At 33.3% G+C, this 13,637-nt stretch carries 8 protein-coding genes; 2 read left to right on the forward strand and 6 right to left on the reverse strand.

Annotation, left to right across the window (positions count from 1 at the left end; translation table 11 throughout):
* Positions 1-253 precede the first annotated feature (253 nt).
* Both gyrA and JOOMADRAFT_RS18580 read left to right on the forward strand, forming a co-directional pair.
* On the forward strand, positions 254-2,806 hold the full coding sequence (gyrA, locus tag JOOMADRAFT_RS18575) for a DNA gyrase subunit A (RefSeq protein WP_008616139.1): 2,553 nt from the start codon (positions 254-256) through the stop codon (positions 2,804-2,806).
* Positions 2,807-2,831: 25 nt separating this feature from the next.
* On the forward strand, positions 2,832-4,103 hold the full coding sequence (locus JOOMADRAFT_RS18580) for a tetratricopeptide repeat protein (protein ID WP_008616140.1): 1,272 nt from the start codon (positions 2,832-2,834) through the stop codon (positions 4,101-4,103).
* Positions 4,104-4,315: 212 nt separating this feature from the next.
* Here JOOMADRAFT_RS18580 and JOOMADRAFT_RS18585 read toward each other — a convergent pair whose 3' ends face one another.
* From JOOMADRAFT_RS18585 to JOOMADRAFT_RS18610, 6 genes are all read right to left on the reverse strand, one after another.
* Positions 4,316-5,050, reverse strand: a complete 735-nt coding sequence (locus JOOMADRAFT_RS18585; protein WP_008616141.1) for a rhamnogalacturonan acetylesterase — start codon at positions 5,048-5,050, stop codon at positions 4,316-4,318.
* A gap of 114 nt (positions 5,051-5,164) precedes the next feature.
* Entirely contained in the window at positions 5,165-6,166 is a 1,002-nt protein-coding gene (locus tag JOOMADRAFT_RS18590) for a pectinesterase family protein (RefSeq protein ID WP_008616142.1), read from the reverse strand.
* Position 6,167: 1 nt separating this feature from the next.
* On the reverse strand, positions 6,168-7,397 hold the full coding sequence (locus tag JOOMADRAFT_RS18595) for a glycoside hydrolase family 88/105 protein (RefSeq protein WP_008616143.1): 1,230 nt from the start codon (positions 7,395-7,397) through the stop codon (positions 6,168-6,170).
* Between the two features lie 27 nt (positions 7,398-7,424).
* Entirely contained in the window at positions 7,425-8,456 is a 1,032-nt protein-coding gene (locus JOOMADRAFT_RS18600) for a DUF4861 family protein (RefSeq protein ID WP_008616144.1), read from the reverse strand.
* Positions 8,457-8,573: 117 nt separating this feature from the next.
* Positions 8,574-10,187 carry a RagB/SusD family nutrient uptake outer membrane protein gene (locus JOOMADRAFT_RS18605; protein WP_008616146.1) on the reverse strand — a complete coding sequence of 538 codons (1,614 nt, stop codon included), beginning with the start codon at positions 10,185-10,187 and terminating at the stop codon, positions 8,574-8,576.
* A 12-nt stretch (positions 10,188-10,199) separates the two neighbouring features.
* Positions 10,200-13,304, reverse strand: coding sequence for a SusC/RagA family TonB-linked outer membrane protein (locus JOOMADRAFT_RS18610; RefSeq protein ID WP_008616148.1), 3,105 nt, complete (start codon positions 13,302-13,304; stop codon positions 10,200-10,202).
* Positions 13,305-13,637: the final 333 nt, after the last annotated feature.

Consider the following 13,637-nt stretch of genomic DNA (forward strand, 5'->3'; position numbering starts at 1 on the left):
CAATTAAAAATAGTAAAACAACTATAAGTAGGCAAAAACTATACCTTATTTTCTTCTGTTAAGGAGTAGTTTTAGCTAATAGACAAAAAAAACTTTCAAATTCAAAAAAATTAACAGGTATTTTATTAACCTTTTAAGGGCTTATATTTGTTGATAAAAACATGAAAAAACCTTTTTGGATGGTACTAAAGCGTCTTTAAAATGCGTATATTGGCACGATTTATAATTAAAACATACATAATATATATTAAATATGGCAGAAGGAGAAAAGCTGATCCCTATTAATATAGAGGACGAGATGAAATCTGCTTACATTGATTATTCAATGTCGGTCATTGTGTCACGTGCTCTTCCAGATGTTAGGGACGGATTAAAACCAGTTCACCGACGCGTTTTGTTCGGAATGCATGAATTGGGAGTTAGATCTAACAGTTCTTATAAAAAATCTGCAAGAATTGTAGGAGAGGTATTAGGTAAGTATCACCCACATGGAGATACTTCTGTTTATGATACCATGGTGCGTATGGCTCAAAGTTGGAGCTTGCGGTATATGATGGTAGATGGCCAAGGTAACTTTGGTTCTATAGATGGAGATAGTCCAGCAGCAATGCGTTATACGGAAGCACGTATGCGTAAAATATCTGAAGATATGCTAGCGGATATCGACAAAGATACTGTTGACCATCAGTTAAACTTTGATGATACTTTAAAAGAACCTAAAGTACTTCCTACAAGAGTTCCTAATTTATTAATTAATGGAGCATCAGGGATTGCTGTAGGTATGGCTACAAATATGCCTCCTCACAACTTAACAGAAGTGGTGGATGGAACAATAGCCTATATAGAAAATAACGATATAGAAATTGATGAACTTATCGAACATGTAAAAGCTCCAGATTTTCCAACTGGAGGGATTATTTATGGTTATGATGGAGTTAGAGAAGCCTTTAAAACGGGGAGAGGACGTATTGTAATGCGTGCCAAAGCTCATAATGAAGAGGTTAACGGAAGGGAATGTATTGTTGTTACTGAAATTCCTTATCAGGTTAACAAGGCAGATATGATTAAGAAAACTGCTGACCTTGTAAATGATAAGAAAATTGAAGGAATTTCTAACATCCGAGACGAATCGGATAGAAATGGAATGCGAATTGTTTATATCCTTAAGCGAGATGCAATTCCAAACATTGTCTTAAATACTCTTTTTAAATATACAGCGCTTCAATCTTCTTTCAGTGTAAATAATATTGCATTGGTGAATGGAAGACCAGAAATGTTGAATTTGAAAGACATGATCCATCATTTTGTGGAGCATCGTCATGAAGTAGTAGTTAGAAGAACAGAATATGAGCTTAGAAAAGCAGAAGAGCGGGCTCATATTTTAGAAGGATTAATTATTGCTTCGGATAATATAGATGAGGTAATTGCCATTATTCGTGGTTCTAACAATGCTGATGAAGCACGTACTAAGTTGATTGAACGCTTTAAATTAAGTGAGATTCAAGCCAAAGCAATCGTAGAAATGCGATTGAGACAACTTACAGGTCTGGAACAAGACAAGCTTCGTTCTGAGTATGATGATATTATGCAGTTTATTCAAGAATGTAAAGATATCTTGGCGAATAAAGAGCGTAGAATGAATATCATTAAAGAAGAGCTTCAGGAAGTAAGAGAAAAATATGGTGATGAAAGACGTTCTCAAATAGAATATGCAGGTGGAGATGTAAGTATAGAAGATATGATTCCAGATGAGCAAGTGGTAATTACTATTTCTCATGCAGGTTATATTAAAAGAACTCCACTTACAGAATATAAAACTCAGAATAGAGGAGGTGTTGGTCAAAAAGGAACTTCAACAAGAACTGAAGATTTCTTAGAGCATTTATTTGTGGGAACCAACCACCAATACATGTTGTTCTTTACACAAAAAGGAAAATGTTTCTGGATGCGTGTTTATGAAATTCCAGAAGGAAGTAAAACTTCTAAAGGAAGAGCTATTCAAAATCTAATAAATATAGAGCAAGACGATAAGGTGAAAGCCTTTATTTGCACAAAAGATTTAAAAGATGAAGAGTACATAAACAGTCATTTTGTCATAATGGCAACCAAAAAGGGTGTTGTTAAGAAAACTTCTTTAGAACAATATTCACGTCCACGTCAAAATGGTATTAATGCCATTACGGTTCGAGATGGGGATGAGCTTTTAGAGGCTAAATTAACAACAGGAAACAGTCAAATACTATTAGCTGTTAAATCTGGTAAGGCTATTCGTTTTGAAGAAGGTAAAACCCGCCCAATGGGAAGAAATGCTTCTGGGGTTAGAGGGATTACTTTAGCAGACGATAATGATGAGGTAGTAGGAATGGTTTCTGTTCATAACTTGGAAGAAAACATATTAGTGGTTTCAGAAAAAGGTTATGGAAAACGTACTTACCTAGACGATCCAGAAGATGGAGAAGCAGTTTACCGTATTACAAACCGTGGAGGTAAAGGGGTTAAAACAATGTCTATTACCGAAAAAACGGGTGCATTAGTAGCTATTAAAAATGTTTCTGATGAAGACGACCTAATGATTATTACTAAATCTGGAGTTGCTATCCGAATGGCAATTGAGGATTTAAGAGTTATGGGACGAGCTACACAAGGAGTTAAGTTGATAAATCTTAAGAATGATTCTATTGCAGCAGTTGCAAAAGTGATGAAGGAAGAAGATGAAATTGACGATGTTGAAAATATCGATGTTATTGAAGATGGCACAGATATTGAACAAAACGATTCTGATACGGAACCAAATAATAACGAATAATACTTAACACAAATTATTTATAACAATGAAAAAACAAGTTTTATTAGCATCTGCAATATTAGTATCTTCTTTTGCTATAGGGCAGAAAAGCGAACTTAGAGATGCTGAAAAAGCCTTAGATAAAGGAAGTGCTGCAGAAGCAAAGAGTACTTTAGAAAGTTTATCATCTAGTATAGAATCTGCTGATGACAAATACAAAGCAGAATATTATTTTCTAACAGGAAAAACATATGCAGACCTTGCTAAAAAAGGAGGCGCAGATAGCGATTATGAGAAAGCTGTAAGTTCTTTAAATGAACTTATAGAATTTGAAAAAGGGTACAAAACAAAGTATACCGATGAAGCAAAAGAAATTCTTGAAAAATTATCTGGAGACGTAGTTAATGCTGCTGTTGAAGATAATAAAAATGAGAATTTTGCTGGTGCAGCAAATAAACTGCATATGGCATATGAAATGACTGGAAATGAAGATTATCTTTATTTTGCTGCATCTAGTGCTGTAAACGGAGGAGATTTTGATAATGCTTTAACATATTATGAGCAATTAAAAGATTCTGGATATACAGGAGAATCTACTTCTTATTTGGCGGTAAATAAAGAAACAGGAGAAGTTGAAAATCTTGGTTCTGAACAAAACCGTGATTTAATGATTAAAACTGGAGGATATTCAGACCCTACGGAGGAGAAAACTGAATCTAGAATGCCAGAAATCGTTAAAAATATAGCTTTAATTTATAACGAAAAAGGAGAAACAGATAAAGCTGCTGCTGCAATTAAAGAAGCGCGTGCTGCTAATCCAGATGATATGAACTTATTGCTTACAGAAGCAAATATGTATATCAAAATGGGAGACAAAGCTAAGTTCCAATCTTTAATGGAAGAAGCTATTCAAAAAGATCCTAATAACCCTACATTATACTACAACTTAGGAGTTATTCTTGCTGAACAAGGAAATAAAGAAAAAGCTAAAGAATATTATGAAAAAGCTTTAGAATTGGATCCAGAAAATGAAAATGTTTATTTAAACATGGCTTCTTTAATTCTTTCTGATGAGAAATCAATTGTTGAAGAAATGAATGGATTAGGGAATTCTTCTACAGATAACAAACGTTATGATGAGTTAAAAGCTCAACGTGAAGGTTTATACAAATCTGCAGTTCCTTATCTTGAAAAATTACTTACTGTAAATCCAGATAATATAGATGCTGTAAGAACACTTATGAACATCTATGGTACAATTGGAGAGCCAGAAAAATATAAAGCAATGAAAGATAAACTTGCTACTTTAGAGCAATAAAAAATCTTTCAATACTGTATAAAAAAGCACCGTAATTACGGTGCTTTTTTTATGGTTTAGTAATTCTAGTCACAAATTAGAGATATAAATCTCATTTTTTTCTGCGCTAGTAGCATCTTATGTATGGAATAAAGGGTATGTATTTGAATTTGTGGTTAAAAACTTTTAGTTAAAATACTCAATTTCTGTATGCCTTTTAAAATATAAATTCCTTACTTTAAATAAGTTGCTAACTCATTATTTTGTTTCTGTAACTCTTTTATAAAAAGTTTTGATACTTCATTTGCTCCTTTATTAGAGAGGTGGGTATCGTCGTGTTTGCCTTTTGGATAGTAAGCAATTTCTTGAGGTTCAAAATGCAGATGTAGTTTCTTTGATTCTTCCAAACCATAAGATTCTTCCAATTGTTCTGTTAAATATTGAAGGTCTATAAAGGTAACTTCTTGCTCCTGTGCCACTAAACGAGCTTCTAATGGGTATTCTCCATGAGTGTCTACTAAGGTTCCTTCTTCATTAAAATTACGTCTTACAATAGAAGAGAAAAGAATTGGAATAGCGCCTTTCTCTCTACTTTCTTTAATAAATTTCATTAAATTATGTCTATAAGCTGTATGTGGGTTGGTGTAACGAGATGGATCTTTTACTTTTTGATCGTTATGCCCAAATTGTATAAAAACATAGTTTCCAGGTTCAAGTTTTTTGTAAATAGAGTCCCATCTTCCTTCAGTAATAAAACTACGAGAACTTCTCCCATTAACTGCTTTATTTATTATGGTTACATTATCTTTAAAATAATTGGGTAATACTTGTGCCCATCCGTGTTCTGGATTGTTTTCTGGATCTTTTTTATCGGACATAGTAGAATCTCCTATGGTATAAATTGTAATATCTTGTGCGTTTATACTAAAGGTAAAAGAAAGTGCTATGAGGAATAATTTGAGTTTCATATGTTTATTTTTATTGTTTGTTAATAGCCATATGGAACATCCAAATAATTATTTAGTGGTGTGTCTATAAATTAGACTTGGATGGATGTTTCATATTATAATTTCTATTATTTATTAATTAGTAGTGTACCAAGGCTGAATACTGTTTCTGTCCTTTAAAATGCTTTCTAATGTATAGTTTTTAGCTTCCGAGGAGGTTAATAAATGAGACCATTTAACACGATTTTTACTGGAAGCCGAAGCTCCTTTTGTTTGGTATTCAGCATAAAAACTATTTTTGTGACTCTCATTTTTATTCCAATCGTGCCATCTTATAGGTAAAATGTGGCTTCCCATAGTACAATTTAAAAAAACAGTTTTAGCATAGATTCGCCATGGTCTTCCTAGATAAACCTTAGTAACATCTTTATCTGCAGTAAGTTTACAATTAATAAAAACAAAACCGTATTTAGTATTTTTGTCTGTAGAAGCTGCTGTAATATAAGAATCGGATTTTGAGTGAATAGTACAGTCTTCAAAAACGGCTGTTGCTTGTCCGAAGATAAAATCGGTGGTTCCTTCAATATAACAGTTTTTAAAGTATTGTTTAAAACCTTCTCCAGAAAGGAATACGGTATCTTGATTCCCTTTTATATTGCAATTTTCAATGAGAACACGATTTGCGTTAACCGTTAATGCAATAGCTTGCCCAACTTCCCCCGCAGTATTTTCAATAGTTAAGTTCTTTATAGTACAGTCATTTCCATTAATCTGTAGGGTAGGAGTATGAAAAGTACTATTTCTACCAAGGTTAATTCCGTCAAAGTAATCGTTAAAACTAATAATGGTATTTTCCTTATTTTCTCCAATTAAGGTAACCTTTGGATTCCATTGATAAATCTTTACTTTCTCATTATAAACTCCTTTTTTGACAAAAATTGTTATTTTATCATAAGGATACGATTTTGTATTGTTTATAGCCTCTTGGATGGAATTGTAATCTCCGCTCCCATCTTTAGCAACAATCATATCAAAATCATTAAAAAAGCACACATCATTTTTAGGTAATGCGTGTGCTTTTAATAGTAAACAAAAAAACAATGAGAGTAAAATTGTATAATGAATTTGTTGTTTCATTTTATTTATTTAGTTCTATTGCCGCCAATATAAAGGGGCCAGTGGCTTTAGGGTCGTTATCTTTTTTTGTTTCGTTGATATAATATTCATAAGAGCCATCTCTGTACGGGTTCCCACCCAAGCCAGCAACAGCACAAACTTCTGTAATAGTAACAACACCTTTCTCATCAACTTTAATTAGTTTTTCTGTGAGTCCGTTAAACCCTAAATCAGCATTTTTTTGGAAGCTTTTAGGTAAATACCCTTTATTAACACCTTTTGCAAGCATATAGGTAAGCATGGCAGTACCAGAAGCTTCTAAGTAGTTTCCTTCTCGGTCTCCCATGTTTGTAACTTGGTACCATAATCCAGTTTTATCTTGAACTTTAACAACAGCAACTGCTAGTTCATTTAGGTATTCTATAAGTTCTTTTTTCTTTGGATGTTCTTCTGGGTAGAAATCTAAAACATCTACCAGCGCCATTCCATACCATCCTAAGGAGCGCGACCAAAAGTTTGGAGAAGTACCCGTTTTTTTGTTAGCCCATTCCATTTCCCTACTTTCATCCCATCCGTGGTACAGCAAGCCTGTTTCGTTGTCTTTGGCATTTTTTTGGATGAGTTCAAATTGCTTTGCTATATCATCCAATGCTTTTCCATCTTCAAAAGTAGTAGTGTATTCAGCATAAAAAGGAGCTCCCATGTATAAACCATCTAGCCACATTTGGTTTGGATATCTTTTTTTGTGCCAAAACCCACCAGACTCTGTTCTTGGCTGCCCTTTAAGTTGTAAACGAAGGGTGTCCATAGCAATCCGATATCTTTCATCCTCCGTTTTAGCATATAAATCGAATAAGATTTTTCCTGCATTAATCATGTCTATGTTATACTTCTGCAAATCATAGTTTATTATTTTTCCGGTGCTATCTATTAATTCGTCAGCATATTGCTTGGCATAATTATAATAAATATCATTAGATGTTTCTTTATACAAAGCCTGCATAGAAAGAGAAACTAAGCCATGCACATAATCCCATTTTGGCCTTTTAGCATGATCAATTTGCCAAGCTTCAGGATTTCTATGAATAATGGAAAGCGCCATGCGTTCCGACCATTTTTTTGTGCTATCTACAGCTAATTCCTGAGTTGTTTCTTCATTGGTGTTTTCCTTTTTTTGCTCTTTACAACTCGTTGTAAACGTAAATGTTGTTGCCAAAAAAAGTGTGTATATACTTACTTTATTAATTTTCATTTTAAAAATATTATAGTTTTGGTAGAGTTAATTTAACTGGTTATTTTTATTAAGCTGCTCTAATAGGGAGTTTATATAATTTGTAAAATCTTCTTTATTAGTAATCCCGTCTTTTTCTTTTTCCCAAGCACCTAAAAAGTAATAAGATATTGTATTGGTAGTAGGTTTAAATACTAATAAATGATCATCTGTTCCTTCTACAGCTTGTGCTACCTCATCAGTTTTGTAAAAAAGAGCCATACCCAATTTGTCTGGAACTAATGTTTGTTCCCCATAAGTAGAAATATATGCCCACTTTTTATTTTCTGAAGTCTTTTTAGTTAATTCAATGTTGTCAAACTTTACAATTCCTGTGGCAATACCTTCAATTGCTTTAGAGGGAGTTACATCATGTTTTGTATATCTATGGTTGGGGGTAATAGTTAATTTTGAATGAAGGTTAATTTTATCATTTCCAGTTTTCCATCCTTTGTAATCTATGTTAACAGAAGAAGAGGAATTTGTATTCTCAATTTTTGCGTTGGTTTGATCTACGTTTTCAAAATGCAAAACCTTTCCATCAAGATACCTTCCAATAGAACCAATCCCCATAGATTTCCCAGCTTTTAGGATATCCATTCCCCAATCGTTCATTTCGTGATAAGAATCAAAATTGTCTTGCCCTACTTTTGGTAAAATAATTTCTTCTGTAGTTTTTCCAAAAATATCGATAGCATTTCTCCAATCTAAATACAGTCTATAACCAACTTTATTACTTTCCCATCCTGGGCCTTCATATCTAATATACCAAGAATGGTCTGTATGTTCTTTAGGAACAGTTAGTTCAGAAACATTTTTAAAAGAAGTTCCATTACTATATTCTTTATGGTTTCTAGAACCATCTATCCATTTACCACCTTGAGCAATAGAAATTTCTGCATAAGATGTGCCTGTAATTTTATCTTCTTTAGATGTTTCAATGACAGTTTCTGAGGTTGTTTTTTCTTTATCTACTTCTTTTTTACATGATAAAGTAAGAGTTAAACAGCATAACGGAATAATAAATTTAGTTGCTTTCATAGTTTTATTTTCTGAAGATTAATTAGTGATATTTTTTAAAAAAATGAACTTGATAACCGTTAAAGATACCAAGTTCATAATTGCTAACTACAACCTTCGTTGCTTTATTAAAGTGGATTAATTGTATGCAGGGTTTTGTGGAAAATCTTTATTTTGATTTAAGTCAATAGCATCTTGTGGTATCGGTCTTAATATTTTTAATTCTCCATTTGCGCCAGCAAAATTTCCTTCATTAATTAAATAATGATACATAGAAGCTCTTTCTACTAATTTCCCTGTACGTTTAAGATCAAACCAACGGTGGTATTCTCCTAAAAGTTCACGAGCTCTTTCGTCTAAAATATAATCAATATCTAAATCTGCTGCTGTTGCAGGAGTAGCATTAGCTCTTTCTCTTACGGCATTAAGACGTTGCAGCGCAGTTGCTGGACTTGATTGTAAATAAGCTTCCGCAGCAATTAAATAGGTATCTGCTAGTCTAGATAAAATAAGATCTCTCGTACTAGATCTATTACTGCTAAATGGAGCTTTAGGATCGTCAAACTTTTTAACTGGGATAGTTTCGTAATCAAAGTTTCTATTTTGAGAAGGTACATACTCTCCATATGGATGAATAGTAGCTTCTGGATTTGCTGCTGCATAGGCAGCTAAATCTGCATCAGAGCTAGCCCATTTAGGGGCGTAATATTCTGCAACAGTTAAGCCACTATGGTCATCAACATCAAAATAGTCATAATATCTATTAAAAACCTCTGTCATAAAAGTTCCTTCCCAACGCTCATCTCCTTCTTCAAATAAACCTACAGCAAATGCAGTAGGGCATAGGGTATAAGAGCGGTATGGAGCGTCTCCAGCAACTTCAGAACCGCCTAAATAAGAACTAAAATAGTAGTGTTGCTTACTTCCTAATCCTGTAGGATTAGTACTGTTGGCTGCTTCACTAAACTGTACAGAAAAAATAGTTTCAGCATTCATTTCATTTCCAGGTCTCCACAATTCTTCAAAAGGAATAGATAATGCTTGTCCGTTTATAGCATCATCTGCATAACTAGCAGCTTTACTAAAATCGTCTGAAGCGGCAAAACTTTCATAAGCTCTTGTTAAGTGTACTTTAGCTAATAAGTGTTGTACAGCTCTTTTGTTTACTCTTCCGTTGTAAGAACTTCCATCAACAAGAGATAGAGATTGTTCTAGTTCTGAAATAATAAAAGCGTACACTTCTTCAGCAGAATTTCTGTCGAATGTTAGCACAGGACTATCAATATAGTCTGTTACTAAACCAACACCACCATAAGTTTGAACTAATAAGAAATAAGCATTGGCTCTTAAATATTTAACTTCTCCAATTCTCTTACTAAGGTCTGAAGTTTGTTCTGTTAGATCACTATAATAAATTGCCATATTTGCACTTTGGATAGCTTTATAGCAAGTGCTGTACAATTGCCCAACTCCTTGAGAAGAAGGAGTAAGTTGTGTATATTGACTTAATCCAGGCGGTTCTTGGTCACGCCCTTCCGCATATAAATCTGTACCAGCAGCAAATAACCAAGCATCACCACCATATATATCTTTTAATTGTGCATAGTTTGCATTTACAAGTGTTTCAAACCCTTCCGCAGTATTATAAAAACTTTCTGCAGTTACATTTGATAGATTATCTTCTTCTAAGTAATCATCACATGAAAATAATGTGATGCTTAGAATAGCTAAACCGAATAATATGTTTTTCATTTTCATGATTGATTAAAATTTTAAATTGATTCCTAATTGATACGTAATATTACTTACTCGTCCTACTCCTAAACCAGCTCCAGCCCATTCAGGATCGTATCCATCATAATCTGTAAATACAAATGGATTTAAAACATTTGCGTAGATTCTAAAATGTTTAATATTTAGTTTTTCAATTATATTCTGACCAAAAGTGTATCCTAAAGAAATGTTTTTCACTTTAACAAAAGAAGCATCTCTGTAATACCCTACGCCATCATTTCTCCAAAATGTCCCCATATTACGTGGTTGTGGATAGTTGTTTGAAGCTTGAGCAGGAACACCAGCTTGATTTTCTGGCACATACCAATCGATATCTAACTTTTGACGCCCACGATCTTCTGTATTTGTAAAATTTGCGTGAAAAGGACTATAAACATACACTCCTTGGTTGGTAATAAGCGAAGCAGATAAATCGATATTTCCAACGGTTAATTTGGTAAATAAACTTCCTGACCAATCAGGATTTGGAGTTCCTAAAATAATACGGTCGTCTGCGGGGTCAATTACACCATCATTATTAATATCTCTAACTTTAGCCTGACCTTCTGTTTGGTTGTACGATGTAGCTTCTGCAACTTCATCTCCTTGCCAGATCCCGTCAAAGTCATAATTATAAATAGCATCAATATCTTCCCCAATAAACCATCCGTTTCCAACATCATCAACTTCATCTTGTCCATATAATTCTTCAATAGAATTATTGTTTTTAGTGAAGGTAAGTGTGGTAGACCAAGTAACTTTTTGGTTATTAATAAGTATTCCTGTTAAACTTGCCTCAACTCCTGTATTTTTTACAGAAGCTACGTTTGCATTGATAGAAGACCAGCCAGACTCGATTGGAAGTCTTTGTTCAAGAATTAAATCATCAGATAATCTGTCATAAACATCAACACTACCATTTAATCGGTTGTTAAAGAATCCGTAGTCAATACCAAAGTTCATTTCACGTGTTTTTTCCCATCCTAAAGATTTATTAGCTAAAGCGCTAGGAAGCCATCCATTGGCAGAAGTTCCGTTAAAATCGTAGTATAATTGTCTGTCTAAACTGTTTTGTGTAGAATAAGGAGAAACATTATTGTTTCCAGTATAACCGTAACTAGCTCTTAATTTTAAATTAGAAACGGTATTAGATTCTTTTAAGAAACCTTCTTCACTAACTCTCCAACCAATAGCTGCAGAAGGGAAAGTGTCCCATTGTTTATCTTGAGATAGGAGGGAAGAACCATCCCATCTGTTAGAAAGCGTAAGTAAATACTTATCTTTATAAGAATAGTTTAGACGTAACGCATAAGAGCTAAGTGTCTGCTTTGAATAATTAGAACCTAGGTTAAATGTACCCTGTTCTCCAGAGCCAATATTGTAGAAACCAGTGTCGAAAGGCATATTTCTAGAACTTTGGAAAGAAGTTTCGGTTCTACTGTAATACAAACTTTGTAATGCAAGGAAGTTAAAAGTATGTGCATCATTGAAAGTGTAATCAATATTAAATTGATTATCCCAAGTTCCATTGAAGTTTTCTCCTTTACTCATTTCTGCTGAAGGGAGGTCATTATTATCTACACCAACACTAGTCATAGCACCCCAGGCTTGCCCGTTTCTATAGCTAGAATATCCAGCAGAGTAGGTAGTTTTAAAAGATAACCAATCTAAAATATTATACTGAAAGTATACATTTCCAACCCCTGTCCATCTTCTGGTTTCATTAGTAGTGTTTGCAATTTCTAAAAGTGGATTATAGGTACTTGTTTTGTTAATAACAAAATCTCCATTTGCATCGGTAAGTTTCCCTGGTAATGGAAATAATTCATTATCGTTCAAGCCATAAGGATCTAAGAATGGATTTAACCTAAAAGCTTGTTGCATGGCATTATCACTACCATCTTGTTGTTCTGTTAAAGCGACAGTGAAATTTGCTCCAATTGAAAATTTATCGTTTATTTTTTTATCCAATCCAGATTTAAAAGTATACTTTTTTAATTCTTCATTTTGAATATTTCCAGTTTCCTTTTGGGCACCTATTCCTAAGTTATATCCCATCCCATCGTCTGTTCTTCCAGAAACATTTACATAATTGTTTTGTTGAATTCCTGTTTTTAATACAGCGTCATACCAATCAAAGGTTTCATTGTTTAAAGCTCTTCTTTCTAATTCAGAATTAGCGTCTCCAATAACTGCATCGTATAATGTCTCAGGGGTAACATATCCGTTAGGACCATTACTTGCAGTTGCTAGGTAAGCCGATTGATGATAATACCACCATTTTTGCCCACCCATCATTTCAGGAAGTCTTGCAACATCTTTTACTCCCATATAACTATCTAAGGTTACAGTAAAATTTGAGGGTGCATTTGCACCACTTTTTGTAGTTACAATAACAACACCATTGGATCCTCTAGAACCATAAATAGCAGTAGAAGATGCATCTTTTAAAATATCCATTCTTTGGATATCTTGTGGGTTTAAGAAATCTATATTGTCTGTAGGAACTCCATCTACAACAAATAACGGATTTGTATTTCCGCTTAAAGAGTTTTTACCTCTAATGGTAATGTCAAAACCATCTCCAATACGTCCTGTAGATGGAGATATTTGTACCCCAGGAACATTTCCTTGCAATGCTTCCAATGGATTATTCATGCTTCTCTCGGTAAGCGATTCAGAATCTAAACTCCCAACAGCTCCTGTTAAATCAGATTTTTTCTGAGTTCCATAACCAATAACAACAACCTCATCTAACGATTGCGTATCTGGTTCTAAAGTAATATTTATATTGGAAGTTCCATTAAGACTATACTCTTGAGTCTTAAAACCTATATAAGTAATTACTAATACAGCATCTGGTGAAGCTACATTTAAAGTAAAGTTCCCATCAAAATCTGTTGTAGTTCCGTTTGAAGTATTTTTTTCAACAACATTTACACCGGGTAGCGGAGTGCTAGTTTCCGCTTCAGTAATAACACCTGTTATTGTAGTGTTTTGTTGTCCGTAACTAAAGTTACTAAATGCAAAACAGCAAATAAATAATACTGAAAGCAAGTAATAATTTTTTGTTTTAAACAATAGTTTGGTTTTCATAATAATTGTTAGATTGAATTCTTAAATACAGTTAGTTGACTTTTAATCATTAAAAATTAATTTTTGTAATCGATTGCACGAATCTAAACAATAACTATTAAAAAACAAATTTTTAATATAAAAAAATACCAAATTGACAATTTAAGCATAGGAATTTTAACATAATAGTACTGTTTTCCGTAATTTTTAATAGGTTTATAGTATTTTTTACTATTTTGCAATAGGTTTTAGGATTCAATCTGAAGAAAAGTAGTGTTATTGTAATCGATAACACTTTGAAATTTAGGTTTTTTTAAATTAGTTACATTTGTAGAATATTCAACAGCCAAGAAA

The organism is Galbibacter orientalis DSM 19592 (assembly GCF_000260115.1).
Taxonomy (GTDB): Bacteria; Bacteroidota; Bacteroidia; order Flavobacteriales; family Flavobacteriaceae; genus Galbibacter; species Galbibacter orientalis.